Source organism: Streptomyces sp. NPDC048419 (assembly GCF_043200415.1).
Lineage (GTDB): Bacteria > Actinomycetota > Actinomycetes > Streptomycetales > Streptomycetaceae > Streptomyces.
Genome location: NZ_JBICXT010000014.1, coordinates 141,962 through 167,646, shown reverse-complemented (window position 1 = coordinate 167,646; position 25,685 = coordinate 141,962). Strand labels below are relative to the sequence as shown.

The window sequence follows — 25,685 nt, the reverse complement described above, 5'->3', positions numbered from 1 at the left end:
CGCAGCCGCACACGAGCCTCACACCCCGGCCCGATCCTGCGCCTCCCCCACCAACCGCACAGCCTCATCGACCTGGCCCTCGTCATCCAGCACGAGGGCCAAGTCATGAACCGCGACGGTGATTTGATCAGCGGCGGCGAACATCCCGGCGTCGGGCATCTCCCGCGGCTCGGTTCCGGGCTCCTCCAGAGCCTGCGCCCGCCAGCTCAACTCCCTTGCCAGCGCCAGCGCTTCCGCAGCGGCCCCCCGCTGCAGCCGGCTCTGCGGCGCCGCCCGGAGACGGTCGGCGAAATGATCCACGGCACGGGTCAGAGGCGTCGTATCAACCACGAACCGAGCGTACGCGCCGTCGCACTGTTGCCAACAGGCGAACGCTCAGGCACCGTGACCTGAAGGACCGGCTTACATCCCCTTTTTCGTCCGGAGGCGCCGATGTCCCAAGTCTTCTCCGAGGAGACCCATCGCAACCTGCTCGCCCGCATCCCCCACTGCACCGGTCGTGAAGTCACCGACTGGCTTCGCGCCGTCGAAGATGGCCCGGCTCTCTTCAACTTCGAGGAGAAGGTCAGCTGGCTCCGCCACGAACACAACCTCGCGTACGGCCACGCCAAGGCGATTGTTCATGAGTACGACATGAGGAGGGCCGCGCGCAAACTGCTCTAGGCGCGCAACTGGACGACGACCAAGGGCCCCGGGGGGAACCCGGGGCCCTTTGCTGCACGCGCGGCGGTCGCCGCGCGACCGCTAGTCGTTGCTGTTGAGGATCGCGATGATCCGCAGGAACTCCATGTAGATCCACACCAGCGTCAGCGTCAGGCCGAAGGCCGCCAGCCACGCCTCGTCCTTCGGCGCGCCGTAGGCGATGCCGTCCTCGACCTGCTTGAAGTCCAGGGCGAGGAAGCACGCGCCGAGCAGGATGCCGACGACGCCGAAGAAGACGCCGAGCGGACCGCTGCGGAAGCCGAGGCCGTCACCGCCGCCGAAGACGGCGAACAGCAGGTTCACCATCATCAGCAGCACGAAGCCGATCGCGGCCGCCATCACGAAGCCGTAGAAGCGGCGGTTGACGCGGATCCAGCCGGCCTTGTAGGCGAGCAGCACACCGGCGAAGACCGCCATCGTGCCGATCACGGCCTGCATGGCCGCGCCGCTCGCGATGCGCTGGTCGACGATGCTGGAGACCACGCCGAGGAAGACACCCTCGAACGCGGCGTACGTCAGGATCAGCGCCGGCGAGGCCTTGCGCTTGAAGGACTGGACGAACGCCAGGACCATGCCGACCAGCGCGGCGCCGATGCCGATGCCGTAGGACCGGCTGATGTGGGCGTCGTCGACCGGCAGCAGCGCCCAGGCGAGCGCGGCCGTCACGATCAGGGTGCCGAGCGTCGTCGCCGTGCGCAGCACGACGTCGTCCATCGTCATCCGGCCGGTGGTGGCCGGGGCCTGGGGCGGGGCGCCGCCCTGCAGGCCCTGCTGGGCGTACGGGTTCTGCGCGTACGGGTTCTGCGCGTAGGGGTTGCCGGCCGGCTGGGCGTACGGGTTGCCCTGCGTGCCGACAGCCTGTCCCCCGGCCTGCGGCGCGGCGTTGAAGCCCGCGTAGCCGTTGTCGCGGCTGAACCCCCGTCGCGAGAAGACCGGGTTTCTGCTCCTCATTGCACTCCTCCATGGCCGCGCACGCGGCCTTGGCATCAAGGGTAATAGGTAGGCAAAGGATTGACCCTAGTGCTTGGGGAGGATCTTTCCCTCGTCGTGCTGCGCAACACGCTACGCGGATCCGTGATTCCCCTCACCGCAGGGGCCCAGTCATGACCAATCTGCGACATGGCCGGAACCTGTCGGAGATCACTCAGGCCAGCGGGAAGCCCGTGTAGCCCTCGGCGAGGTCGGTCTCGGCGGCCCGCGAGGAGGCGATGCGCTCCAGCCGGGCGAGCTGGAGCCGCTCCTCGAAGGGCGTGGCGCCGGGGGCCGCGTGCAGCATGGCCGTCATGTCGTACGAGAACCGCTCGGCCTGCCAGACCCGGCGCAGGCAGGTCTGCGAGTAGGCGTCCAGGAGATCCGCGGAGCCGGTCTGCTTCCGGCGGGCCAGCGCCCGCGCGAAGGTGACGACGTCCCCGACGGCGAGGTTCAGGCCCTTCGCGCCCGTGGGCGGCACGATGTGCGCGGCGTCACCCGCGAGGAAGAGCCGGCCGTGCCGCATGGGCTCGTGGACGTAGGAGCGCATGGGCGTCACCGACTTCTGGGTGATCGGGCCGCGCTCCAGCCGCCGGCCGTCCTCGGTCTCGAGGCGGCGCTCGAGCTCCTGCCAGATCTCCTCGTCGCTCCACGCCCCGGCGTCGGTGCCCTCGGGCACCTGGAGGTAGAGGCGGGAGACGGACGGGGAGCGCATGGACAGCAGGGCGAAGCCGCGGTCGTGGCGGGCGTAGACGAGCTCGTCGTGCGAGGGCGGCACGTCGGCGAGGACGCCGAGCCAGGAGAAGGGGTACGCCCGCTCGAAGACGCGGGTGAGCTCCTCGGGGATCGCCTTGCGGGCGACGCCCCAGAAGCCGTCGCACCCGACGACGTAGTCGCACTCCAGGACGTCCTCGGCGCCCTCGTGCCGGAACCGCACACGGGGGTTCTCGCCCTCCACGCCCTCGACCGCGAGCGCCTCCGCCTCGAACAGCAGCGGGCCGCCCTCCTTCAGCTGGAGCGCGATCAGGTCCTTGCACACCTCGGTCTGGGCGTACACCATCACCGACCGGCCGCCGGTGAGGGCGGGGAAGTCGATACGCCGGCGCTTCCTCGCATACCGCAGCTCGATGCCGTCGTGCCGCAGGCCCTCCCGGTCCATGCGCTCCCCGGCCCCGGCCGCGCGCAGCACGTCCACCGTGCCCTGCTCCAGGATTCCGGCCCGCTGGCGCTGCTCGACGTAGGCCCGGTCGCGGCTCTCCAGCACGACCGAGTCGATGCCGGCGTTGTGCAGCAGCCGGGCGAGCAGCAGTCCGGCCGGACCGGCTCCGATGATGCCGACGGTGGTACGCATCGGTCGTTCCCTTCGGGTGGGCGCCATGGCCACGATGTTCGTCTGGTGAAATTTCTTTCACCAATTTCTGACGTGAGTCTCCGGCCGGCGCAGGCCCGCTGTCAACGTTCAGATGGTGAAGTCTTCAATGAAGGATGCACGGAAACGAGGAGTGGAAGTGCCCGGAGCCGGACTTGAACCGGCACGCCCGCGAAGGGGCAGCGAGGTTTAAGCTCGCCGTGTCTGCATTCCACCATCCGGGCAGGCCATGGGCTCCGCTTCGAGCGCCCCGAGCCTATCGGGATACATCCCCCGAACAGCGGAACGGCGGACCGATGTTGTCTTATTTTATTGACGTCTGAGGGTGCATCAGCCCGCGGTAAGAGCCATCCGCACTTGCCAATAGCCTTGCGTGCGACGGTTCGTGGCGCATGCGGAATGACGGAATTTCACCGCCCGAACGAGGGTGCTCCACCGGTTCTCGACGTACAACCTGCCCGGCGGCGGAGTCAGGGGTCCCCGTCATCCCCAGGTATGACTACGCGGCGAGGGGTCCGACCCGAGTCGCCCCCAGGAACCGGAACAGCGGCTGACTACACGGGCTTGCACGGCGACCACCATGGAACACGTCCCCTTCATGACGTCGTCCCGCGAGGAGTTCCTTCCCGTGACCACCACACCCGTCGCCGCCGGCCGGGCCACCGCCACCGTGGCCGCACGAGCCACGGACCTGTCGAAGATCTACGGACAGGGCGAGACCCAGGTGGTCGCCCTCGACCGGGTCTCCGTCGACTTCCACCAGGCCGAGTTCACCGCGATCATGGGCCCCTCGGGGTCGGGCAAGTCCACGCTGATGCACTGCGTGGCCGGCCTCGACACCTTCTCCTCCGGCTCCGTTCGCATCGGCGACACCGAGCTCGGCTCTCTCAAGGACAAGCAGCTCACCAAGTTGCGCCGGGACAAGATCGGCTTCATCTTCCAGGCGTACAACCTGCTGCCGACCCTGACGGCCCTGGAGAACATCACCCTCCCGATGGACATCGCCGGCCGCAAGCCCGACAAGCAGTGGCTGGAGACGGTGATCCGGATGGTCGGGCTCAAGGACCGCCTCGGTCACCGGCCGGCCCAGCTCTCCGGCGGACAGCAGCAGCGCGTCGCCGTGGCCCGCGCGCTCGCCTCCCGCCCGGACATCATCTTCGGCGACGAGCCGACCGGAAACCTCGACTCCCGCTCCGGCGCCGAGGTGCTGGGCTTCCTGCGCAACTCCGTAAGGGAGTTGGGGCAGACGGTGGTCATGGTGACCCACGACCCGGTGGCGGCGGCGTACGCGGACCGGGTGGTGTTCCTCGCGGACGGCCGGATCGTCGACGAGATGTACCAGCCCACCGCGGACAGCGTCCTGGACTTCATGAAGCAGTTCGACGCGAAGGGCCGTACGAGCTGATGTTCCGCACCGCCCTGCGCAACGTCCTTGCGCACAAGGCCCGGCTCCTGATGACCGTGCTCGCCGTGATGCTCGGCGTGGCGTTCGTGTCCGGGACGCTGGTCTTCACCAACACCATCTCCGACGCCTACCAGAACAGTTCGGCCAAGGGCTTCGACCAGGTCGACGTGGCCGTCTCGGCCAAGTACCAGGAGGACAAGGGCAATACGATCAGCAAGGCGCCCGAGCTGACCCAGGCCATGCTCGACAGGAGCGCGAAGGTGCCGGGCGCGGCGAACACCGTCGGCGTCGTCAGCGGCTTCACCGCCATCGCCGACAAGGACGGCAAGCTCATCGGCGGCGGCTTCCAGTCGCAGGGCGGCAACTACTGGGGCGGCAAGGACGCCCGGTACCCGCTGAAGTCCGGCAGCGCGCCGCACGGCGCGAACCAGGTCGCCATCGACGCGAAGACGGCCGAGCGCGCCGGGTACAAGGTCGGCGACAAGGTCCGCCTCTCCGTCGACGGCCCGGTCCTCACCCCGACCGTCAGCGGCATCTTCACCACCGACGACGGCAACGTCGCCGCGGGCGGCAGCCTCGCCCTCTACGACACGGCCACCGCCCAGAAGCTGTTCGGCAAGCCCGGCACGTACGACGAGATCGACGTGAAGGCCGCCGCCGGCACCTCCCAGACCGCGCTGAAGGCCGGCCTGGACAAGGCGCTCGGCACGAAGCTGGTGGAGACCACCACCGGCAAGAAGCTCGCCGACGACCAGGCCGAGCAGATCTCCTCGTCGATGAGCGGGCTGAAGCAGGGCCTGCTGGTCTTCGCGGGCATCGCGCTCTTCGTCGGCACGTTCATCATCGCCAACACCTTCACCATGCTGGTCGCCCAGCGCACCAAGGAGCTCGCGCTGCTGCGCGCCGTCGGCGCCTCGCGCCGCCAGGTGACCCGGTCCGTGCTCATCGAGGCCTTCGTGGTCGGCGTGGTCGCGGGCGTCACCGGCCTGGTCGCGGGCATCGGCATCGGTGCCGGTCTGCGCGCCCTGATGGGCACGCTCGGCGGCAGCGTCCCGGACGGCCCGCTCATCATCACGCCGGGCACGGTCGCGACCGCCCTCGCGGTCGGCGTCGTCATCACCATGCTCGCGGCATGGCTGCCCGGCCGCCGCGCCGCGAAGATCCCTCCGGTCGCCGCGATGAGCAGCGTCCACGCGAAGGCGACGACCAAGTCGCTGGTCCTGCGCAACACGCTGGGCGCGCTGTTCAGCGCCGCGGGCATCGCGGTGGTCCTCGCGGCCACCACGATGGACGGCTCGGACGGCCAGGCCCCGATGGGGCTCGGCGCGGTCCTGCTCATCATCGGCGTCTTCATCCTCACGCCGCTGCTGTCCCGCCCGCTGATCGCGGCCGCGGCGCCGGTCCTCAGGGTCTTCGGCATCTCGGGCAAGCTGGCCCGCCAGAACTCGGTGCGCAACCCGCGCCGTACGGCGGCCACCGCCTCCGCGCTGATGATCGGGCTCACCCTCATCACCGGCATGACGGTGATGGCGGGCAGCCTGCAGAAGTCCATCGACAAGATGGCGTCGTCCGCCATCAAGGCCGACTACGTGGTCTCCATGGCCAACGGCAACGAGCTGTCGACGGACGTCGACAAGAAGCTCGCCGCCACCGACGAGGTCACCGCCACCAGCCCGCTGCGCAACGTCTACTCGCGCATCGACGGCTCGGGCGAGTCCCTGACCGGTGTGAACGGCGCGGCGATCGCGAAGCTGACCGACCTGAAGGTGGACAACGGCGCCTTCAAGGTGGGCGGCGGTCAGGTCGTCGTGGACGAGGACACGGCCAAGTCCCACGGCTGGAAGGAGGGTTCGAGCTTCACCGCGCACTACGAGGACGGGAAGTCGACCCCGCTGACGGTCTCCGGCGTCTACGAGGGCAACGAGCTCATCCGCGGCATCCTCGTCGACAGCGGCACCGTCACCCCGCACATGACCGACCCGGGCGACATGCAGGTCCTGGTGAAGACGGCGGACGGCGCCTCCGGCACGACCAAGGACAAGCTGGAGAAGGCCCTCGGCACCAACCCGGCCATCAAGGTCCAGAGCAAGCAGGACCTGTCGGACGACATCGCGAAGATGTTCACGCTGATGCTGAACATGCTCTACGGCCTGCTGGCCATGGCGGTGATCGTCGCGGTCCTCGGTGTCATCAACACCCTGGCCATGTCGGTCTTCGAACGCTCGCAGGAGATCGGCATGCTCCGCGCGATCGGCCTGGACCGCAAGGGCATCAAGCGCATGGTCCGCCTGGAGTCCCTCGTGATCTCCCTGTTCGGCGGCGTGCTCGGCATCGGCCTGGGCGTCTTCTTCGGCTGGGCGGCCGGTGAGCTGCTGGGCACGAAGATGGCGACGTACGAACTGGTCCTGCCCTGGACGAGGATGGGGACCTTCCTCCTCCTGGCCGCGGCGGTCGGCGTCCTCGCGGCCCTGTGGCCGGCCCGGCGGGCGGCCCGCCTGAACATGCTGGCGGCCATCAAGTCGGAGTAGCCCTACGGCAGTCGGGGCCCCGTCCGGTCACCGGACGGGGCCCCTTCGTACGTACTCCTAGGAATCCGGCGCCCCCCAGGTACGCGCCCGCAGCGGCATCCCCGACGCGCCGCCCTCCGGTGCCTTCACGGCCAGCACCTGGTTGATGCCGATGCGGTTGCGCTCGAAGGCGAGCGCGCACGCGGCCATGTACAGCCGCCAGACACGGGCCCGCCCCGGGCTGGTCAGCCGCATCGAACGCGCCCACGCCGTCTCCAGGTTGGCGACCCAACGACGCAGGGTGAGGGCGTAGTGCTCGCGGAGCGACTCGACGTCGCGCACCTCGAACCCGGCCCGTTCGAGCTGGGTGACGGTGGTGCCGATCGGGGCGAGCTCGCCGTCGGGGAAGACGTACGCGTCGATGAACTCGTCGACGTCGTACGCCGATTCGTCGCGCTGGGGCCTGCGGGCGATCTGGTGGTTGAGCAGCCGCCCACCAGGGCGCAGCAGGCTGTGCAGGTCCTGGGCGTACTCCAAGTACCGCTCCGCGCCCACGTGTTCGGCCATGCCGATGGAGGAGATGGCGTCGTACGGCCCGTCGGCGACGTCCCGGTAGTCCTGCACCCGGATCTCCACCCGGTCGGTCAGCCCCTCGTCGGCGACGCGCTTGCGGGCGTACGCGGCCTGCTCGTGGGAGAGCGTGACTCCGACGACGCCCACGCCGTGCTCGCGCGCCGCGTGGATGGCCATGGAACCCCAGCCGCAGCCGACATCGAGCAGCCGCCGACCGGGCTTCAGGTCGAGCTTGCGGCAGACGAGTTCGAGCTTGTCGCGCTGGGCCTCCTCCAGGGTGCCGCCCTCCCGCCAGTAGGCGCACGAGTACACCATGGAGGGGCCGAGCACGATCTCGTAGAAGTCGTTGCCGACGTCGTAGTGGTGGCTGATGGCGCGTCTGTCGCTGCGCTTGGTGTGCAGATGCCCGCGGGATCTGCGGACCTCCTCGCGCGGCGGGGCGGGCGGCAGCGGCAGCCCGGCCACCTTCACCAGCCCGCGGGCCGCGGCCCGCGCCTGCGGGTCCCTGAGCGCCTGGAGCAGGGTCCTGGAGTCCTCACCGCGCTCCCAGACCAGCGATGACATCAGGTCGAGGGTTTCGTAGAGATCCCCCTCGATGTCCAGGTCGCCGGCCACCCAGGCCCGGGCCAGACCCAGTTCGCCGGGCTTCCACAGCAGCCGGCGCACGGCCCGGCGGTTCCGCACGACCAGCGCGGGTGCACCCGGCGGCCCCGCCTGTGAACCGTCCCAGGCGCGGATGCGCACCGGCAACGGCACCCCCAGCAACTGTTCGACGAGGCTCTTCAGCCGCAGCGCGGCGTCAGCCATGGCGCACACCTCCGTGACAGCGATCCCGGAATGACCAATCACCACGTAAACACCTGAGGGGGCCGTGCGCAGTCCCCCGCGCGCGTTACGGTCAGGCAAAATACATGCAGCAACCATCTACTTGGCCCGGTGGAGCACCCGGGAACGCCGAAGGACCTCCCGCACCACGGATGGCGGGAGGTCCTTCGGTTCGTTCGGCGACCGGATCCGGTCAGGAAGCCTTGGCCTCGGTCCTGGCCTTCTCCGGCTGAGCCGCCGGCACCGGCTTCGCGGCCTCGTAGAACTCCTCGCGCGGGTGCTCCATCGCACCGAGGGAGACGACCTCGCGCTTGAGGAACATGCCGAGCGTCCAGTCGGCGAAGACACGGATCTTGCGGTTCCAGGTCGGCATCGCCATGCCGTGGTAGCCGCGGTGCATGTACCAGGCCAGCCGGCCCTTGAGCTTGATCTTCATCTTGCCCATGACGATCATCGCGACGCCCTTGTGGAGCCCGAGACCGGCCACCGCGCCCTTGTTGGCGTGCGAGTAGTCCTTCTGCGGGAAGCCACGCATACCCGAGATCACGTTGTCGCCGAGGACCTTGGCCTGGCGCAGCGCGTGCTGGGCGTTCGGCGGGCACCAGGCGTTCTCGTTGCCCGCCTTGCGGCCGACGAGGTCCGGGACCTGGGCGTTGTCGCCGGCGGCCCAGATGTAGTCGGTGCCCTTGACCTGGAGGGTCGGCGCGCAGTCGACGTGACCGCGGGGGCCGAGCGGCAGGCCGTAGCGGGACAGGACCGGGTTCGGCTTGACGCCGGCCGTCCACACGATGGTGTTGGAGTCGACCTCCAGGCCGTTCTTCAGCACCACGTGACCGTCGACGCAGGAGTCCATCGAGGTGGAGAGGTAGATCTCCACGCCGCGGCTCTCCAGGTGCTCCTTGCCGTAGGAGCCCAGCTTCGGGCCGACCTCGGGAAGGATCTTGTCGGCGGCGTCGACGAGGATGAAGCGCATGTCCTCGCGGGACACGTTCTTGTAGTACTTGGCCGCGTCGCGGGCCAGGTCCTCGACCTCACCGATGGTCTCCGCACCGGCGAAGCCGCCGCCGATGAAGACGAAGGTGAGCGCCTTGCGACGGATCTCCTCGTCGGTGGTGGAGTCGGCCTTGTCGAGCTGCTCGAGGACGTGGTTGCGCAGGCCGATGGCCTCCTCGACGCCCTTCATACCGATGCCCTGCTCGGCGAGGCCGGGGATCGGGAAGGTGCGGGAGACCGCGCCGAGCGCGATCACCAGGTAGTCGAAAGGCAGCTCGTACGCCTCGCCCACCAGCGGGGAGATCGTGGCGACCTTGCGGTCCTGGTCGATGGTGGTGACCCGGCCGGTGAGGACCTCCGCCTTCGGCAGCACGCGTCGCAGCGGGACGACGACGTGGCGCGGGGAGATGTTGCCGGCGGCGGTTTCGGGAAGGAAGGGCTGGTAGGTCATGTACGACCGGGGATCGACAACCGTGACGGTCGCCTCTCCGTAGCGCATCTTCTTCTGGATGCGCCGAGCTGCGTACAGGCCTACGTACCCACCGCCTACTACGAGGATCCTGGGACGCTCCGTGGTGCTCATGCCATCGAGTATCCACCTGCTTCAGGGGGTGGGCTCGTGCGCCCCTTCACAAGCATCGACAGGGGGTGTGTTATTCTCCGCGACCCGTCTGACGCGACCCGTCGGGCGACGGGTATTGCCGGGGCGGTACGTCCCGTTGTCAATGCCGCGTGAGCTGGCTCTCCGTCCCTGAGCGACCGCCGTGAGCCCTCCGAAACACACCCTTGGAAGACCCTCTCGGGGCGCCCTCATCCACCCCGATTGAACACGTTCAAGGGCCTGTTGACCCCCGAAAAGCTCAAGCGGAACGCTTTTCCTGCTTCCACGAGGCGGATTTCCTTGTGAAGAACTTCACGAACTTCGTCGGCGGGGCGTCGCCGAGAGGCCCCGCAAGGCCCCTCGGGGCACGCTCATACGCTATCCGACCTGCTCGTCCGAGAGCTACTGATCAGTAACGAAGGAGACCTACGCCACCGACCAGGCGATGCCGTCGAGGATGTCGTGCTCGCTGACCACGACCTCCTCCGCGCCGGTCCGCTCCATGATCGAGAGCAGCACCAGGGCGCCCGCCGCGATGACGTCGACGCGCCCCGGGTGCATGGAGGGGACGGCCGCACGCTCGGCGTGGGTGGAGTGCAGCAGCCACTCGGTGATCTCGCGGACCTTCTCGCGCGGGACCCGGGAGTGGTGGATGCGCTCGGAGTCGTACTCGGGCAGCTCCTGCGCGATCGCCGACACGGTGGTGACCGAGCCCGCGAGCCCGACCAGCGTGCGCGCCTCGCGCAGCGGGACGGTCTCCTCGGCGAGGTCGAGGGCCCGCTCGATGTCGGCCCGCATGGCCGCGATCTGCTCCTCGGTGGGCGGGTCGGTGACGGCGCCGTCCCGGACGAGGTGGCGCTCGGTCATCCGGACGCAGCCGACGTCGACCGAGCGCGCCCCGCGCACATGGTCGTCGCCCACGACGAACTCGGTGGAGCCGCCGCCGATGTCGACGACGAGGTACGGCCTGGCCATCTCGTCGCTGCCGGTCAGCTCCTTCGTCGCGCCGGTGAAGGAGTACTCCGCCTCCTGCTCGCCGGAGATGACCTCCGGCTCGACGCCGAGGATGTCCACGACGCCGCGGACGAAGTCGTCGCGGTTCGAGGCGTCCCGGGAGGCCGAGGTGGCCACGAACCGGACCTTGGCGGCGCCGAGTTCGCGGATCACCTCCGCGTACCGGCGGCAGGCGGCGAAGGTGCGCTCCAGCGCCTCGGGGGCGAGCCGGCCGGTGCGGTCCACGTCCTGGCCGAGCCGCACGATCGTCATGCGCCGGTCCAGCTCCAGCAGTTCACCGGTGGCCGGGTTCACGTCCGCGACGAGCAGCCGGATGGAGTTCGTACCGCAGTCGACGGCGGCGACCCGGGTGAACCCGGCGGGCACCATCGGAGCGTCGGCGAAGAAGCCGCTGCGGATCGCGGTGGGGTCCTGCACCTCGCCCTGCTCACCGGGGTGCTCGTCCGCCGGGTCGGGCGCGGCGAGCGGCTGCACGCACGGGCCCTTGCGCCACCACTCCGGCAGCATCGCGATGGCCTCGTCGCCGAGCGGGTTGACGCCCGGGCCCGCGGCCAGGGAGTGGCCGACCAGCACATGCAGGCACTTCACCCGGTCCGGCATGCCGCCCGCGCTCGGGAAGCCCTCCAGGACCTCGATGGCGTCGCGGCGGGCGATGTAGTCCTCGTGCGCGGCGCGGTAGGCGGCGGCCAGTTCCGGGTCGGTCTGCAGACGCTCGGTCATCTCCTTCATGACGCCGTTGGCCTCCAGCGTACCGATCGCGGAGGCGGCGCGCGGGCAGGTCAGGTAGTACGTCGTCGGGAAGGGCGTGCCGTCGGCCAGCCGCGGGGCGGTCTCGACGACGTCCGGCTGTCCGCAGGGGCAGCGGTGCGCGATGGCGCGCAGCCCGCGCGGCGGCCGCCCGAGCTGCTGCTTGAACGCTTCGACGTCCGCGGCGGTGGGCTCGGTGCGCGGGGTGGGCGGCGGGGGCGTTTCCATGCCTGTCTTTCTACTTGTTCAGCGGTTCACCGGCAGGAGGCACCGGTTCACCGGTCGGAGACGTCGGTTCACCGGCCGGAGGCGTCCGACTTGTCGACGTCGTCCCAGACGTTGGTGTACCAGGGGCGGTCCGCCGCCCCGAGCTCGGACCGCGACTGCTTGGCCGCGTTCGGGTCGATGACGACGTAGCCCGTCTCGCCCGGCATCACGTAGTGCAGCCGCTGCCGGATCTGCTGCTCGGCGTAGGAGTCGTCCTGCCAGCGCGCCTTGAGGTCGCGCAGCTGCTCGACCCGCTCGCGGGCCTGCTGCTTCTGCCGCTGGAGATCGGAGATCTCCGAGCGCTGGGAGACGTACTGCCTTATGGGATACGCGAGGGCCACGACCAGGGAGCACACGACCAGGGCGAGCAGGGCCGCGCGACCGGTCAGGCGCGAGCGGCGGGCCTGCCGCTTGGTCTGCGAACGGTAGACACGGGCCGCCGTCTGCTCGCCGAGCAGCTTGATCCTGGTCGCGGTCGAGAACCGGTCCCGGTCCTTCACGGCCATGTCCCCGCCTCCCGGTCACACGTGCGTACGTCCCCGCACACGGTACGGGACCGGTACGGGGACGTACGTACGACTGGCTCGGGCTTGACCACGAAGGGCCCTCGAAGTTGGTCAGGCCCGGAGGTTGGTCAGCCCTTGAAGCGGGGGAAGGCGCTGCGGCCGGCGTACACCGCGGCGTCGTCCAGGATCTCCTCGATGCGCAGCAGCTGGTTGTACTTGGCGACGCGCTCGGAGCGGGCCGGGGCGCCGGTCTTGATCTGGCCGCAGTTGGTGGCGACCGCGAGGTCGGCGATGGTGACGTCCTCGGTCTCGCCGGAGCGGTGGGACATCATGCACTTGAAGCCGTTGCGCTGGGCCAGCTCGACGGCGTCCAGGGTCTCGGTCAGCGAGCCGATCTGGTTGACCTTGACGAGCAGCGCGTTGGCGGCGCCGTCGTCGATGCCGCGGGCCAGGCGCTCCGGGTTGGTGACGAACAGGTCGTCGCCGACGATCTGGACCTTGTCGCCGAGCTTGTCCGTGAGGACCTTCCAGCCGGCCCAGTCGTCCTCGAACAGCGGGTCCTCGACGGAGACGAGCGGGTAGGCCGCGACGAGCTCCTCGTAGTACTCCGTCATCTCGGCGGCGGAGCGCTCCTTGCCCTCGAAGAGGTACTTGCCGTCCTTGTAGAACTCGGAGGCGGCGACGTCGAGCGCGAGGGCGATCTGCTCGCCGGGGGCGTAACCGGCTTCCTTGATGGCCTCGAGGATGAGGTCGAGGGCCTCGCGGTTGGAGCCGAGGTTCGGGGCGAAGCCGCCCTCGTCGCCGAGGCCGGTGGCCAGGCCCTTGCTCTTCAGCACCTTCTTGAGGGTGTGGTAGACCTCGGTGCCCCAGCGCAGCGCCTCGGAGAAGGACTCCGCGCCGATCGGGGCGATCATGAACTCCTGGATGTCGACGTTCGAGTCGGCGTGCGACCCACCGTTCAGGATGTTCATCATCGGCACCGGCAGCAGGTGCGCGTTCGGGCCGCCCAGGTAGCGGAAGAGCGGCAGGTCGCTGGCCTCGGAGGCGGCGTGGGCCACGGCGAGGGAGACGCCGAGGATGGCGTTGGCGCCGAGCGAGCCCTTGTTGTCGGTGGCGTCCAGGTCGAACATCGCCTGGTCGATCAGGCGCTGCTCGGTGGCGTCGTAGCCGACCAGCTCCGGGCCGATCTGCTCGATCACGGCGAGGACGGCCTTCTCGACGCCCTTGCCCTGGTAGCGGTTGGGGTCGCCGTCGCGGAGCTCGATGGCCTCGAAGGCACCCGTGGAGGCGCCGGACGGGACGGCGGCACGACCCGTGCTGCCGTCGTCGAGGCCGACCTCGACCTCGACCGTGGGGTTGCCTCGGGAGTCCAGGATTTCCCGGGCTACGACGACGTCGATGGACGGCACGAGCATCTCCTTCATGGATGTGACGCGACTACGGCAGTAGCGCGGTGGCGCTGCGAGACGAGCCTAACCGCCCGAGGCCGATCGGCCAGCCGGTCGCCCACCCCTTGAGCAGAACCGAGAGTAAATTGTTTCCGAACGGAACAAAAACCGGCGCGGAAGCACGCGCGCGGGGCACAAAAAGCCCCGCCCCGGTGCGTACGGGGGAACACGCACCGAGGCGGGGAGACCGTGGGGACGGGGGCGGACCCTCACGTGTCCTCCATGCTGGAGGACACGGCTGTCAGGGCGCTGGGGTCCGGCTACCGGCCCGCTGTCACTTGAGGTGCAGCTGCTGGCCCGGGTAGATGAGGTCGGCGTTCTGGACGATGTCCTTGTTCAGCTTGAACAGCTTCGACCAGCCACCGGCGACGTGGTGCTTCGTGGCGATGGTGCTCAGGGTGTCACCCTTGACGACCTTGTACTCGCCGTCGCCCTTCTTGACCTTCTTGCCGGTCGGGGTGGTGACGGTCTTCTGGCTCTTCTGCGACTTCGCGGCCGGACGCTCGGAGGAGCGGGAGGCGGCCTGCGAGTCGGAGTGGGTGGTGGTGCTCGGCTTCGAGGCGGCGGCACCGTTGTAGGCGGCGCCGGACAGGCCCGTGCCGCAGACCGGCCAGGCACCCTTGCCCTGCGCGGCGAGAACCTTCTCGGCGACGGCTATCTGCGCCGACTTGGAGGCCTGGTTGGCCTGCGGGGCGTAGGCGGTGCCGCCGTACGCGGCCCAGGTGGAGGCGGAGAACTGCAGACCGCCGTAGTAGCCGTTGCCGGTGTTGATGGACCAGTTGCCGCCGGACTCGCACTGGGCGACCTTGTCCCACTCGGAGGCGGTGGCGGCCGAGGCGTTGCCGGCCGCCATCAGCGGGGCGGCGATGGCGACACCGGTGATGCCGGCGAACGCGGCGACCCGGGTGGCCTTGGAAGGACGACGGTGCTTGCCCTGACCGGAAAACAGCATGGTTGATCCCCTCACCGACGCCTGCGAGGTGAGCTGTCGGGTTCGGGCCGGTTGAGTTGCCCGGTCGCGCCTCGCTCTCGCTCGGCACGGCTACACCCCAAGCCGCCACCGGCAACTTCCCGGTGGGGCACTTACCTTGGGTCCCCCGCTCCTGCCTACGGCGCTTGACGCGACGACTGTTCCCGTGCGGCCGCTGGCAGGATTCGGCGTTGCGGCAGACGGGGCTCGTGTTGACGAGCGGTGAAGACCGTAGACACGCGGTCCGCGGAAATTCAAAGACGATCAGGGCTTCTGAGACTCATCCCACACTTTCACCAAACCGGACATTACCGAGCGAAGTGTGACGTGAACTCCCGTTGGTTTTCGCCCTATTCGCTACCGAGTCGCAGGGTCTGACCGGCCACGATCTGGTTCGGGTCGGCGCCGATGGCCTTCTTGTTCTCGGCGTACAGCGCACGCCATCCGCCGCTGACGTCACGGGAGTCGGCGATGGACGCGAGAGTGTCGCCGGCGTGGACCGTGTAGGTGTCGCCCGTCCGGCTGTCGGCCTTCACCTCGTCGGCGCTCGCGCCACGGTGACGGCCGCCGCCGAGCGCACCGGTGTCGACCAGGCTCCAAGAGCCCGCCGACTGCTCGGAGTTGTCCGACTCGTCCCTCTTCGCCCGGTCTGTGGGTGAGCTGTCACTCCCCTGCGAGGCGCTCGGGGCGCGATGGGGCGGAGACTTGGACGGCGAGGCGGATGCATCGGATTCGGTGGAGTTGTCCGTCTTGTCGGTGGAGGCCGACGGGGACGGGCTCGAGGACTCGTCCGCGGACGAGTCGCCAGACGAATCCGACGAAGAGGACTCATCGGACGAGTTGCCCGAGGAGTTGGACAGACCGAGGGAACCGGACGTCCCGGAGGAGTCGGACGAATCGGAACCGCCGTCCAGCACACCGGTGTCGATGTCCGCCGAGTCCGAGTCCTTGCTCAGCCCGGTGGTCAGCCCGCAGGTGTGGAACGCGCCCACGCCCTGGTCCGCCAGGACCTTCTGGGCGACGGCGATCTGCTGGTTGCGGCTGGCCAGGTCGGGCCGGGTGGCGTAGTCGAGACCGCCGTACCTGTCCCAGTCGTCCTGGGTCAGCTGAAGGCCGCCGTAGCGGCCGTTGCCGTTGTCCTGGCTCCAGGCTCCGCCGGTCTCGCACTGCGCCACCTTGTCCCACGTGCTGCCGCCGTCGGCGGCGCTCGCGCCGGAGGCGGCGAGGAGCGGGATGGCGATCGCGGAGCCGGTCACACCGGCCGCGACGATGAGGGCGGGAGCCTGGCGGGGGCGACGGTGTCGACCGTTCCCGGAGAGCATGCAAGGGCCTTTCGGAGACAGCATTGACCGGCGCGGCGCATGGTGATCGGCACAGCGCACTGGTGGGTGAACGTATCGGCTGACGATCACTTGTCACAAGTTAATGCCGCGTAGATCACGTGAAGATCACATAGTTGAAAGCGTGTCATCTTTGACCGGTTCCGCGCGGTGGTCCGGCCACCGGCCGGTGCCGATACGGTCGTGCTGTGAACGTCCCGAACCCCGCCCCCGAACTCTTCACCTGGGAATTCGCCTCGGACCCGTATCCGGCCTACGCCTGGCTGCGCGAGCACGCCCCCGTCCACCGGACGAAGCTGCCCAGCGGGGTCGAGGCCTGGCTGGTCACCCGCTACGCCGACGCACGTCAGGCGCTCGCGGACGGGCGGCTGTCGAAGAACCCCGACCATCACGCCGAGGACGCGCAGGGCAAGAGCAGGACCGGCATCCCGGGCGAGCGCAGTGCCAACCTGATGACGCATCTGCTCAACATCGACCCGCCGGACCACACCCGGCTGCGCCGTCTCGTCTCCAAGGCGTTCACCCCGCGCCGGGTGGCGGAATTCACGCCCCGGGTGCAGGAGTTGACGGACGGTCTCATCGACCGGTTCGGGGCGCGGGGCGAGGCCGACCTGATCCATGAGTTCGCCTTCCCCCTCCCCATCTACGCCATCTGCGACCTGCTCGGCGTCCCGCGCGAGGACCAGGACGACTTCCGGGACTGGGCGGGGATGATGATCCGGCACGGCGGCGGGCCGCGCGGCGGGGTGGCCCGCTCGGTGAAGAAGATCCGCGGCTATCTCGCCGAGCTCATCCACCGCAAGCGCGGCGACCTCGGCGAGGACCTGATCTCGGGTCTCATCCGCGCCTCCGACCACGGCGAGCACCTCACCGAGAACGAGGCCGCCGCGATGTGCTTCGTGCTTCTCTTCGCCGGCTTCGAGACGACCATCAACCTCATCGGCAACGGCATGTACGCGCTGCTGCGCAATCCCGGACAGCGGGCCCGGCTCCAGGAGTCGGTCGAGCGCGGCGAGACGGCGCTGCTCGACACCGGTTTGGAGGAGCTGCTCCGCTACGACGGCCCGGTGGAACTGGCCACCTGGCGCTTCGCCACCGAGCCCCTCACCATCGGCGGGCAGGCCATCGCCACCGGCGACCCCGTCCTGGTCGTCCTTGCCGCGGCGGACCGCGACCCCGCCCGCTTCACCGGGCCGGACACCCTCGACCTCGCCCGCCGCGACAACCAGCACCTCGGCTACGGCCACGGCATCCACTACTGCCTCGGCGCCCCCCTGGCCCGCCTGGAGGCCCGGACCGCGCTGGAGACCCTCCTGCGCCGCCTCCCCGACCTCGAACTCGCCGCCGACCCTGCCGACCTGCGCTGGCGCGGCGGGCTCATCATGCGGGGACTGCGGGAGCTGCCGGTGCGGTTCACCCCTCCTGGCGGGGGTTGTTCTCCGTCCGTCTGATCGCGTCGCGGTAGGCGCGGGCCGCCGCCCGCAGCGCCGCCTCCGGGTCCACGCCGTCGGACTCGGCGCGTACCGCCAGGGCCAGCAACTCGTAGCCGATGCCCTCCGATCGGGGCAGCGGGACGTCGAGGCCCGCCGTCCGGGTGCGGGAGGCCAGCTTCGCGGCCAGGGCCAGGCCCGGCTGCCCCAGGGGGACGCCCTCGGTCACCGAGGTGCGCTGCTTCTCCACCGCCTTGGTGCGCAGCCAGTGCTCCTTGACCTCCTCGGGCGTCGAGGCGGTCTCGTCCCAGAAGACATGGGGGTGGCGGTGGATGAGCTTGGCGACGATGCCGGCGGCGACGTCGTCGATGGAGAAGGGCGTGTCCGGGTCCTCCTCGGCGATACGGGAGTGGAAGACCACCTGGAGCAGGACGTCGCCGAGTTCCTCGCGCAGTTCGTCGCGGTCGCCGTCCTCGATCGCCTCGACGAGTTCGTACGCCTCCTCGATGCCGTACTTCGCCAGTCCCTTGTGGGTCTGCTGGGAGGACCACGGGCACTCGGCGCGGATCTGGTCCATGACCTGGACGAGGTCGAGGAGGCGGGCGCCCGGCAGGTCGTACGAGGCGGGGAGCAGCTCCAGCTCCGGCATCCGCACGCGTCCGGAGCCCGCGAGGCGGGCCAGGCCGTCGGTGAGCGCCGGCTCGCCCTCGCCCGTCGCCACGACCACGACCGTGTGCCCGCCGGCGCACGCGCCGAGCAGCTCCTCGGCGGTGGGCGAGGCCTCGGCGACCGCTATTCCGGCCTCCCGCAGATACGGCAGCTGCGGATGCGCACCGTCCGCGCACAGCACGCGGTCGGCGGCGTGCAGTGCCTGCCAGGCGGGCCAGGACAGCAGTCCGGGCGCGACACGGTGGCTGGTGGTGAGCAGGACGACGCGGCCGGGAGCCTCTTCGGAGCTGGTTGCGTTCACGGTCCGAACGTAACCCGGCTACGCCGACTGCTGCGTGCCCGACGTCGTGACCTCGCGCACCCACGGCGTCTTCGCGTCGACGCGGCTGCTCTGCTGGACGTCCCAGGCGCCGTAGCGCGGGTTCAGGTCGACGTTCAATTCCTTGGACGCCTTGGACAGGGCGTTCCAGAAGGGCGGCTTGCTGGTGTCGGTGCCGAGGCTCTGGGCGAGCTTCTGCGCCTCCAGCTGGAGGCGCAGGTTGTCGTCGACGCGCCGCGGCGCGACGCCGTACTGCTGCAGCCAGGCCGTCTCGAGCGCCTTGGGGCCGCCGACCTGCTGCTCCAGGCCGGTGCGCATCTGCTGGATCTCCTTGGGCGTGACCGTGATGTCCGCGTCCTGGGCGGCCCGGTGCACCACCCGGTCGAGGACCAGGCTGTGCAGGGTGTCACGGGTGAGGGAGCTGGTCTGCGAGACGGCCTGCTTGAACTGGGCATCGTCCTTGACGGCCGCGCGCTGTGCCGTGCGCACCTCGTTCACCCGGTTCTCCAGCTGCGCCACGGTGATCCGCTGCCCGCCGACCACGGCGGCCGCGCCGGGATGCGCGTCGCTTCCGCAGGCGGTGAGCAGGGGAGCCGCGGCGGCGATCGCGGCGGTGAGGACGAGCGCGGAGCGACGGCGGCGGTGCAAGGAAGCCTCCCGAGGAGATTGTGCGACGGTGCACAAAGTCTTGCGGTGATCGATGGTATGCAGCGGCCAAGCTCTGGCCAACCCATTCGACCAACGATTCACCGCGACTTCGGGCACCGTCGCGCTCCGCGCCGGATGCACGCGCGCGTGCCGCGGGCCTACCGGGGGTCAGCCGGTGATGGCCACCGGCCCGTCCCAAGCGTCGCGGTCCACGGTGATCGTGTAGCCGCCGCGCGTCTCCTTGCTGTTGACCAGGTACTGGTGGCCGCGGCTGTGATCGGTGAACTGGGTCTTGCCGAACGGCCAGTCCGTGGTCGTGGTGTTCTGCTTGTCCCACAGCGCGTACCAGAGGTTGCCCGGCAGGTCGGTCTTGTCGGTCGCGTTGGCGATCGCCTTCGCGCTGGAGCTGGTGAAGCCGTAGTAGCCCGCCCGGTACACCTTGACGCGGAGTTCCTTGTCGAAGGCGCGGACGTAGGTGAGCACGGCGTTGTTGCACGACGTGTTCGTGATGTCGTACGACTCCATGTCCAGGTAGATCGGGCTGCCGGCCTTCATGCCGAGCGCCGAGGCCTTGGCGACGGCGTCGTCCGCGTCGGCCTTGCCGAGCGAGGACGCCGTGGTGGCGGTGAGCTTCTCGGGGTTGGAGCCGGACTGGCAGGGCGGCTGGGCGCCGACGTAGATCGGGACGAGCTTCCAGCCGACGCTGCTGACCGACTTCACCCAGGAGGCGGTGAGGTTGGGCTGCGAGCAGCCGCGGTTCTTGCCTCCGACGTACACGGCGGCGGCGCCGTAGAGGCCGCCGTGCCAGGCCTTCATCGCGGAGAGGGAGGGCGCGGCGCAGGTGTCGAAGGCGCGGCCGGTGTAGGTCCTCTGCGCGGGCCAGGTGGTGGCGGCCATGGAGGACTGCGCGGCGAGGCCTGCTCCGGCGACGACGGCGGCACCGGCGACACCCCATGTGATGTATCTGCGCTTCTTCGACTGCCGATGACCGGCCATGAATACCCCACCCCTGGTTGTGCGTTGCGTGGCGAAAGCGAACCGCAACCTATCCCGTGCCGATCATGCGTTCGGGAAACACAAACCCCTGGAGTTCACAAAAGTCTCCCTGTGGTCGGCAAAAACTACCCGCGCACCTGTCCCAGCCACTGCAGCGTCCGGCGCACCTCCACCGCGAGCGGATGGCCGGGGCCGCGCAGGCGCTCCACGTCCATCAGCAGGCGGGCGAGGGTGTCGTGGGCGGCGGCCCGGTCGCCGAGGGCGAGCAGAAGGTGGCCGATGCGGCGGCGGACGTCGTGGGAGAGCTCGGGGTCGCCGGCCACGTACTGGTTCTCGTAGTACGGCAGCAGCGCCCGGTATTCGGCCAGCGCGGCCGCCGGTTCGCCGAGGGACTCCAGGCACTGGGCGGCCTCGTAGCGGAAGCGGAGCGACTGGGGGTCGGCCTGGCCGGCCTCGGCGGCGTGCTCGTCGGCGAGGCGGCGCAGCTCGGGCAGCGCGCGACGGTACTGGCCGTCGTCCAAGAGGGTCGCCGCGTACTGCTTGCGCAGCGTGCGGACCACCGGGGAGTGCTCGCCGTGCTGTTCGGCGGCGGCGGGCAGGATCGCGCCGAGGATGTCGACGGCCTGGGTGATGCGGCCCTCGCCGAGCAGGCGCTTGACCTCGTCGACGGCGCGGGCGACGTCCGGCTGCTCGGCCTTCTCCACCGCCGGCGCGACCGGGGCGGGCCGGGGCGCCGGAGTGCGGGCGCGGTCCGGCCAGGGGGCGTGCGGGCGCAGGAAGGGACGCGTGGGGTCGAGGGGTGCGCCCGTGGGCGTCCCCCGCGCGGGCAGGAGCAGCTCCAGGTGCTCGTAGACCTCCTGCGCGGAGGCCGGGCGGTGCAGCGGGTCCTTGGCGAGCAGGCGCAGGACGAGCGCCTCGAGGGCCTCGGGCACCTCGGAGCGCAGCCGGCGCACGGGGACCGGCGGCTCGTACAGGTGCCGGTGCAGCACGCCGAGCGCCGTCGAGCCCGCGAACGGGACGTCGCCGCTGAGGAGTTCGTGCAGCAGCACACCGAGCGCGTACAGGTCGGTGTACGGGCCGACCGCGCCGCCCATCGCCTGCTCGGGCGCCATGTAGGCGGGCGAGCCGATGGGCGAGCCGGTGTGCGTCAGGCGCGTGGTGTCGGCGTCCATCACGGAGGCGACACCGAGGTCGAGGACGGTGACCGTGCCGTCCTGCTTCACCATGACGTTCCTCGGCTTGAGGTCGCGGTGGACGATCGGCACGGCGTGCACGGCGCTGAGCACGGCGCACAGTTGCGCAGCGACCGCGACGGCCCACTGCCAGGGGTAGGGGTCATGCTCGGCGAGGTGGTCGGAGAGGTCGGCGCCGTCGACGTACTGCATGACGAGGAACAGCTCCTCGCCCTCGCTGCCCGCGTCGTGCACCGTGACCAGCCCGGGGTGGTCGACCTGCGCGGTCACCCGGCACTCGCGCACGAAGCGGCGGCGAAGCTCGTCGGCCTCCAGGCCCGCCACCTTGTCGGGGCGCAGCAGCTTCACCGCCACGCGCCGGTCGAGCCGCTGGTCGTAGGCCGTCCACACCTGGCCCATGCCGCCCTGTCCGATGAGCGTGGACAGCGCATACCGGGCGGCGACGACACGCCCCGTCGTCACGGTCACCTTCCGCCCTCGGGGTTGCCGGGGTGCTTGCGCAAGTAGTCGCTGAGTTCGTCGAGTTCCGCGCGCACCTGGTCGATGCGGGCGGGGGCGGGGCGCTGCGGCGGGGGTGGCGGCACGGGGGTGGGGGTCACCGGCGTCTGCGGGACGGTGGCCGCGTACGGCGACGGGGGCTGCGGGTAGCCGTAACCCATGCCCTGGGCCGGGGGTGCCGCGTAGCCGGTGGGATACGGCCGGAAGTGGCGTATGTCCGCGTACAGGTAGTAGCCGGCGCAGGCCGCGGCGTTGAGCAGCAGGATGATCATGCCCGCGTTGCCCTTGGGCGTGCTGAAGTCATCGGTGTTGTCGGTGGCGAGCAGACCGAAGCTGATGCCGAGGACCGCCAGCGAGCCGCCGAAGACCCACCAGTCGGCGCGCCTGCGGCTCACGATCGCGGCCCGCAGCGTCGCCACCCATGCCAGGAACCCGATGCTGAGGATCGCCACCGCCACGAAGATCACGCGCAGCAGGACCAGCACCCCGGTCGAGGGTCGACGCTGCTGTGGCGGGGCATAGCCGTGGCCCTGCATGGCTGCTCCTGGAGACCTGATGGGACGAACACAAATGCTGTGTCCGAGCGTATAGGCCGACAAGGACAACCGGTCACGGGTTGTACCGAACCGTTGTCCGGCTCAGTCCGGCGCGACCGTCCCGTCCGTCAGTCCGTCGTACATCCCGCGTACGAGCTGCTCCCCCAGCCGGCCCGCGTGTCTGAGGGCGCGCTCGAACTCGTCGAGGGCGCGGAAGCGGGCGCCGTAGCGGCGCTGTGCGTCCAGGGGGAGGCGGGGCAGCTGGAGGCGGCGCACGTCGAGACGGGTGGCCGTGGACGCATAGCTGCTGGCCTGGCGGTTGTTGGCGGTGCCGCGCAGGAATCCGGCGAGGAACCAGGGGTCGAGCGCGGCGGGATCGGGGCGCAGGAGCACAAGGTTGCGCCCGAGGGCGGCGCCGCCCGTCGCCTCGTCGATCACGCGCGTCACCGAGCCGCCGCCGAGCACCGGCACGACCACGTCGCCCGGTTCGGTCAGCACGGCCTCGTCGTCGCTCTCGGGCAGGGCCCCCGAGGGGGCCGTGCCGGCCAGGACGTCGTGGTCGGTGAGCACGGGCACACGCGCGTGGCCGCCGTTTCCGCCGGTGCGCATCACCAGGGCTCCCCCGCGCGCGAGTTCGCCGACCGTGGTGAGCGGCCAGCGCGCGGACGCGGAATCGGCGGGCGACGGCGTGAGGTCGGCGGTCAGCCGCAGCGTCTCACCGAGGCGTTCGCGTACGGCGGTCAGGGCGCCCGCGCCGTCGGCCGCCGCCGGGGGCGGCAGGTGCCGGGCCGGGGCGAGGTCGACGTCGTCGTCGAGGAGGTCGATGACGGGGAGGGCGCGGGCGAGACCCGGGCGCTCCTTGAGGGTGCCCGTGCGGTCGTAGGCCCGCCAGGCGTCGAGGACGCTCTCGCGCACGGCACGCCAGTCGGGCCCGCCGCGCCCCTCGGTGGCGTGCTGCCCCGTGTCCACGAGCAGCAACTCCGGCTGCGCGGGCGCCCGTTCGGGCCGCCGCAGCACCCACAGGTGCAGCGGGATGTTGTACGGCGGCGCCGCGCCGAGGGGCAGGGCGACGACGGCGCGGAGCGCGCCGCGGCGCAGCAGGTCGGCGCGGATGCGGCGGCCGGAGCGGCGGGACGCCGCGGCGGGCGGCATGAGGAGCACGGCCGTGCCGCCGTCCCTCAGGCGGGCCAGGGCGTGCTGCACCCAGGCCAGCTCGGACTCGTTGCGGGCCGGGAAGCCGTACTCCCAGCGGGGGTCGTAGGCGAGTTCGTCGTGGCCCCAGTTGCGTTCGTTGAACGGCGGGTGGCACAGGACGGCGTCGGCGCGCAGGCCGGGGAAGGCGTCGGCGCGGAGCGTGTCGCCCGTGGCGCCGCGCACGGCGGCCGGGTTGTGCAGGGCGAGCCGGAGCGCGGTGAGCGCGGCCAGTTCGGGGGCGCTGTCCTGCGCGTACAGCTCCTGGCCGGGTCGGGGGGCGACGGCGCGCAGCAGGGCGCCGGTGCCGCAGGCCGGGTCGAGGAGGGTGCGGGCGGGCCCGGCGAGGTCGGCCATCAGGGCCGCCAGGTCGGCCGGGGTCAGCGTGTACTGGCGCGGGTTGGCGTCGAGGTGCCGGCCCAGCAGGAACTCGAAGGTCTGCCGGGCCCCCATCTCGGCGGCGAGCTCGGCGGCACCGCGCAGAAGGGGAACGGAGGGCAGGAGCTGGATCGTGGCGGGAGCCCGGACGGCGGGCGGGGGGTTCACGCCGTGCGGGGGGTTCACGCCGTGCGGGGGGTTCACGCCGTGCGGGGGGTTCACGCCGTGCGGGGCGTCCGTGGAAGGCCGGGCGGTCGCGTCGTGTGCGGTGTTCACAGCCGGCTCCGCCCCTGACGTCGCGCCGAACCGCGGGGCCAGGACGTGCTCAAGCGCCTTCGGCAGCCTCGCGGCGAGCCGCTGGTCGGAACCTTCGCCCACCTCCAGCCACACGGTGGGCCGGGCGTGGATGAGCAGCAGGACGCAGCCTGCGTGCGTCAGAGCCGTGACGGGGCCCTCGGGGTGTCCGGCAAGCTGCTGCCAGACCCGCTCCCGCAGCGGGACCTCGGCGAGTTTGCCCTGCTCACGCAGCCAGGCCTCCACCTCGGCGAGCGCGAAGGACGGGCTGGTCTCGGTGCCGCCGACCGGCTTGGGGAAGTCGGCGTGTCGGCGGCGCCAGTTGCTGACGGCGGCGCGGCCGACTCCGGCGAGCCGCGCGATCCCGGCGGCGGTCACCTCTGTCGCGTTGTCCTGCACCGGCGGCTCCCCTCTTCGTCCCCCCACCGTGTGTGAGGCGAGCATACCGACGTATGCAAGATCTACGGGTTCACGACCGTGTACGTACCCTAATCCGTGAATCGTGTTGACTCGGTTCACACGCTCTGCTGTTATTGACCCAGCGAACGAGCGGCCGCCGAGCGGCGGCCGCGGTCCGAGGGGGGACACAGCCATGGGCATGAAGGGCAAGATCGCGCTGGGCGCCGTCGTGGGCGTCGTGATCATCGGTGTCGCGTCGACGAACGGTGGCGACGGAAAGGGCGACGGCGACTCCGGCAAGGGCTCCTCGGCGTCCGCGCAGCACAGCTCCGGCGGCAAGAAGGAGGCCGCCGCCAGGAAGAAGGCCGCGTTCGCCGGCGACGGCGACTTCCGGGTCGGCTCGGACATCAGGCCCGGCACCTACCGCACCACCGGCAACAGCGACGGCATGTGTTACTGGGAGCGGGCCAAGGACGCCAAGGGCGAGACGGACTCGATCCTGGCCAACGACAATGTCAGCGGCACCAGTTACGTCACCGTCAAGGCCACCGACAAGCTCTTCAAGTCCACCGGCTGCAAGGACTGGGAGGCCGTCGGCCTCAAGGCCAAGGGCACACCCGCGGCCCGGATGGCCGGCGACGGCGGGATGTTCAGAGTCGGCTCGGACATCGCGCCCGGCACGTACCGGTCGACCGGCAACGCGGACGACGCCTGCTACTGGGAGCGGACCAAGGACGCCGCGCACTCGCTCGGTTCGATCATCGCGAACAACAACGTGACCGGTACGGCCGTCGTCACGATCAGCGCCTCGGACGGCTACTTCAAGACGACCGGCTGCCACGACTGGCAGAAGACGGGCTGACTCCCACCTCGCCTCGCCTCACCTTCCTTCGCGTCA

Annotated in this window: 21 protein-coding genes, 1 tRNA gene, 1 pseudogene and 1 riboswitch; of the genes and pseudogenes, 5 read left to right on the top strand and 18 right to left on the bottom strand. The window is 70.5% G+C overall.

Annotated features, from left to right (window positions below; all coding sequences use genetic code 11):
• Window positions 1–18: 18 nt before the first annotated feature.
• Entirely contained in the window at window positions 19–330 is a 312-nt protein-coding gene (locus ACGFYN_RS27725) for a hypothetical protein (protein WP_393868586.1), read from the bottom strand.
• Window positions 331–432: 102 nt separating this feature from the next.
• Here ACGFYN_RS27725 and ACGFYN_RS27720 point away from each other — a divergent pair, with 102 nt between their 5' ends.
• Entirely contained in the window at window positions 433–663 is a 231-nt protein-coding gene (locus ACGFYN_RS27720; protein ID WP_393868585.1) for a DUF4287 domain-containing protein, read from the top strand.
• Window positions 664–744: 81 nt separating this feature from the next.
• On the opposite strand, the gene ACGFYN_RS27715 is transcribed toward ACGFYN_RS27720, so the two are convergent.
• The 3 genes from ACGFYN_RS27715 to ACGFYN_RS27705 form a co-directional block, all read right to left on the bottom strand.
• Window positions 745–1,653 (bottom strand): Bax inhibitor-1/YccA family protein, encoded by a 909-nt coding sequence (locus tag ACGFYN_RS27715; protein ID WP_393868584.1) that lies wholly within the window; start codon window positions 1,651–1,653, stop codon window positions 745–747.
• Window positions 1,654–1,846: 193 nt separating this feature from the next.
• Entirely contained in the window at window positions 1,847–3,022 is a 1,176-nt protein-coding gene (locus ACGFYN_RS27710) for a 4-hydroxybenzoate 3-monooxygenase (RefSeq protein ID WP_393868583.1), read from the bottom strand.
• A 158-nt stretch (window positions 3,023–3,180) separates the two neighbouring features.
• Window positions 3,181–3,264, bottom strand: a tRNA-Leu gene (locus ACGFYN_RS27705).
• 374 nt (window positions 3,265–3,638) lie between these two features.
• Between ACGFYN_RS27705 and ACGFYN_RS27700 the strand changes: the two genes are divergently transcribed.
• Window positions 3,639–4,445, top strand: coding sequence for an ABC transporter ATP-binding protein (locus ACGFYN_RS27700; protein ID WP_393868659.1), 807 nt, complete (start codon window positions 3,639–3,641; stop codon window positions 4,443–4,445).
• Window positions 4,445–6,973: an ABC transporter permease gene (locus ACGFYN_RS27695; RefSeq protein WP_393868582.1), complete on the top strand. Its 2,529-nt coding sequence runs from the start codon at window positions 4,445–4,447 to the stop codon at window positions 6,971–6,973. The genes ACGFYN_RS27700 and ACGFYN_RS27695 overlap by 1 nt, the downstream gene beginning before the upstream one ends.
• Before the next feature lie 57 nt (window positions 6,974–7,030).
• Here ACGFYN_RS27695 and ACGFYN_RS27690 read toward each other — a convergent pair whose 3' ends face one another.
• The 8 genes and pseudogenes from ACGFYN_RS27690 to ACGFYN_RS27655 all read right to left on the bottom strand — a co-directional run bounded on the left by ACGFYN_RS27690 (window position 7,031) and on the right by ACGFYN_RS27655 (window position 16,218).
• Window positions 7,031–8,332, bottom strand: coding sequence for a class I SAM-dependent methyltransferase (locus ACGFYN_RS27690; RefSeq protein WP_393868581.1), 1,302 nt, complete (start codon window positions 8,330–8,332; stop codon window positions 7,031–7,033).
• A gap of 211 nt (window positions 8,333–8,543) precedes the next feature.
• On the bottom strand, window positions 8,544–9,926 hold the full coding sequence (locus ACGFYN_RS27685) for an NAD(P)/FAD-dependent oxidoreductase (RefSeq protein WP_393868580.1): 1,383 nt from the start codon (window positions 9,924–9,926) through the stop codon (window positions 8,544–8,546).
• A 444-nt stretch (window positions 9,927–10,370) separates the two neighbouring features.
• Window positions 10,371–11,327 (bottom strand): exopolyphosphatase, encoded by a 957-nt coding sequence (locus ACGFYN_RS27680; protein ID WP_393868658.1) that lies wholly within the window; start codon window positions 11,325–11,327, stop codon window positions 10,371–10,373.
• A 204-nt stretch (window positions 11,328–11,531) separates the two neighbouring features.
• A pseudogene (locus ACGFYN_RS27675) lies at window positions 11,532–11,933 on the bottom strand (DUF501 domain-containing protein); the annotation flags it as partial.
• A 68-nt stretch (window positions 11,934–12,001) separates the two neighbouring features.
• A complete protein-coding gene (locus ACGFYN_RS27670; protein ID WP_393868579.1) occupies window positions 12,002–12,478 on the bottom strand; it encodes a septum formation initiator family protein in 477 nt (158 codons plus the stop codon).
• 128 nt (window positions 12,479–12,606) lie between these two features.
• Complete coding sequence (gene eno, locus ACGFYN_RS27665; RefSeq protein WP_384263916.1) at window positions 12,607–13,893, bottom strand: phosphopyruvate hydratase; 1,287 nt, start codon at window positions 13,891–13,893, stop codon at window positions 12,607–12,609.
• Window positions 13,894–14,200: 307 nt separating this feature from the next.
• Window positions 14,201–14,878: a transglycosylase family protein gene (locus tag ACGFYN_RS27660; RefSeq protein ID WP_393868578.1), complete on the bottom strand. Its 678-nt coding sequence runs from the start codon at window positions 14,876–14,878 to the stop codon at window positions 14,201–14,203.
• A 3-nt stretch (window positions 14,879–14,881) separates the two neighbouring features.
• A riboswitch (cyclic di-AMP (ydaO/yuaA leader) is annotated at window positions 14,882–15,051 on the bottom strand.
• 195 nt (window positions 15,052–15,246) lie between these two features.
• Complete coding sequence (locus ACGFYN_RS27655) at window positions 15,247–16,218, bottom strand: transglycosylase family protein (RefSeq protein WP_393868577.1); 972 nt, start codon at window positions 16,216–16,218, stop codon at window positions 15,247–15,249.
• 206 nt (window positions 16,219–16,424) lie between these two features.
• Between ACGFYN_RS27655 and ACGFYN_RS27650 the strand changes: the two genes are divergently transcribed.
• Window positions 16,425–17,687, top strand: a complete 1,263-nt coding sequence (locus ACGFYN_RS27650) for a cytochrome P450 (protein WP_393868576.1) — start codon at window positions 16,425–16,427, stop codon at window positions 17,685–17,687.
• Here ACGFYN_RS27650 and ACGFYN_RS27645 read toward each other — a convergent pair.
• The 6 genes from ACGFYN_RS27645 to ACGFYN_RS27620 all read right to left on the bottom strand — a co-directional run bounded on the left by ACGFYN_RS27645 (window position 17,650) and on the right by ACGFYN_RS27620 (window position 24,787).
• Complete coding sequence (locus tag ACGFYN_RS27645) at window positions 17,650–18,636, bottom strand: nucleoside triphosphate pyrophosphohydrolase (RefSeq protein ID WP_393868575.1); 987 nt, start codon at window positions 18,634–18,636, stop codon at window positions 17,650–17,652. The genes ACGFYN_RS27650 and ACGFYN_RS27645 overlap by 38 nt on opposite strands.
• An 18-nt stretch (window positions 18,637–18,654) precedes the next feature.
• Window positions 18,655–19,302 carry a SurA N-terminal domain-containing protein gene (locus tag ACGFYN_RS27640; RefSeq protein WP_393868574.1) on the bottom strand — a complete coding sequence of 216 codons (648 nt, stop codon included), beginning with the start codon at window positions 19,300–19,302 and terminating at the stop codon, window positions 18,655–18,657.
• Between the two features lie 168 nt (window positions 19,303–19,470).
• Window positions 19,471–20,298, bottom strand: coding sequence for a glycoside hydrolase domain-containing protein (locus ACGFYN_RS27635; RefSeq protein ID WP_393868573.1), 828 nt, complete (start codon window positions 20,296–20,298; stop codon window positions 19,471–19,473).
• A gap of 125 nt (window positions 20,299–20,423) precedes the next feature.
• Window positions 20,424–21,917 (bottom strand): protein kinase, encoded by a 1,494-nt coding sequence (locus ACGFYN_RS27630; RefSeq protein ID WP_393868657.1) that lies wholly within the window; start codon window positions 21,915–21,917, stop codon window positions 20,424–20,426.
• A gap of 38 nt (window positions 21,918–21,955) precedes the next feature.
• Complete coding sequence (locus ACGFYN_RS27625; RefSeq protein WP_393868572.1) at window positions 21,956–22,525, bottom strand: hypothetical protein; 570 nt, start codon at window positions 22,523–22,525, stop codon at window positions 21,956–21,958.
• A gap of 102 nt (window positions 22,526–22,627) precedes the next feature.
• Window positions 22,628–24,787 carry an N-6 DNA methylase gene (locus ACGFYN_RS27620; protein ID WP_393868571.1) on the bottom strand — a complete coding sequence of 720 codons (2,160 nt, stop codon included), beginning with the start codon at window positions 24,785–24,787 and terminating at the stop codon, window positions 22,628–22,630.
• A 193-nt stretch (window positions 24,788–24,980) separates the two neighbouring features.
• Here ACGFYN_RS27620 and ACGFYN_RS27615 point away from each other — a divergent pair, with 193 nt between their 5' ends.
• Window positions 24,981–25,649, top strand: a complete 669-nt coding sequence (locus ACGFYN_RS27615) for a hypothetical protein (RefSeq protein WP_393868570.1) — start codon at window positions 24,981–24,983, stop codon at window positions 25,647–25,649.
• The last annotated feature ends 36 nt before the right edge of the window (window positions 25,650–25,685 follow it).

Bases quoted from the DNA above. Each gene is read 5' to 3' on its own strand.
- ACGFYN_RS27720 (WP_393868585.1), top strand. From the start codon at position 433: ATGTCCCAAGTCTTCTCCGAGGAGACCCATCGCAACCTGCTCGCCCGC.
- ACGFYN_RS27715 (WP_393868584.1), bottom strand. From the start codon at position 1,653: ATGAGGAGCAGAAACCCGGTCTTCTCGCGACGGGGGTTCAGCCGCGAC.
- ACGFYN_RS27710 (WP_393868583.1), bottom strand. From the start codon at position 3,022: ATGCGTACCACCGTCGGCATCATCGGAGCCGGTCCGGCCGGACTGCTG.
- ACGFYN_RS27700 (WP_393868659.1), top strand. From the start codon at position 3,639: ATGACGTCGTCCCGCGAGGAGTTCCTTCCCGTGACCACCACACCCGTC.
- ACGFYN_RS27695 (WP_393868582.1), top strand. From the start codon at position 4,445: ATGTTCCGCACCGCCCTGCGCAACGTCCTTGCGCACAAGGCCCGGCTC.
- ACGFYN_RS27690 (WP_393868581.1), bottom strand. From the start codon at position 8,332: ATGGCTGACGCCGCGCTGCGGCTGAAGAGCCTCGTCGAACAGTTGCTG.
- ACGFYN_RS27685 (WP_393868580.1), bottom strand. From the start codon at position 9,926: ATGAGCACCACGGAGCGTCCCAGGATCCTCGTAGTAGGCGGTGGGTAC.
- ACGFYN_RS27680 (WP_393868658.1), bottom strand. From the start codon at position 11,327: ATGGTGCCCGCCGGGTTCACCCGGGTCGCCGCCGTCGACTGCGGTACG.
- ACGFYN_RS27670 (WP_393868579.1), bottom strand. From the start codon at position 12,478: ATGGCCGTGAAGGACCGGGACCGGTTCTCGACCGCGACCAGGATCAAG.
- eno (WP_384263916.1), bottom strand. From the start codon at position 13,893: ATGCTCGTGCCGTCCATCGACGTCGTCGTAGCCCGGGAAATCCTGGAC.
- ACGFYN_RS27660 (WP_393868578.1), bottom strand. From the start codon at position 14,878: ATGCTGTTTTCCGGTCAGGGCAAGCACCGTCGTCCTTCCAAGGCCACC.
- ACGFYN_RS27655 (WP_393868577.1), bottom strand. From the start codon at position 16,218: ATGCTCTCCGGGAACGGTCGACACCGTCGCCCCCGCCAGGCTCCCGCC.
- ACGFYN_RS27635 (WP_393868573.1), bottom strand. From the start codon at position 20,298: ATGGCCGGTCATCGGCAGTCGAAGAAGCGCAGATACATCACATGGGGT.
- ACGFYN_RS27625 (WP_393868572.1), bottom strand. From the start codon at position 22,525: ATGCAGGGCCACGGCTATGCCCCGCCACAGCAGCGTCGACCCTCGACC.
- ACGFYN_RS27615 (WP_393868570.1), top strand. From the start codon at position 24,981: ATGGGCATGAAGGGCAAGATCGCGCTGGGCGCCGTCGTGGGCGTCGTG.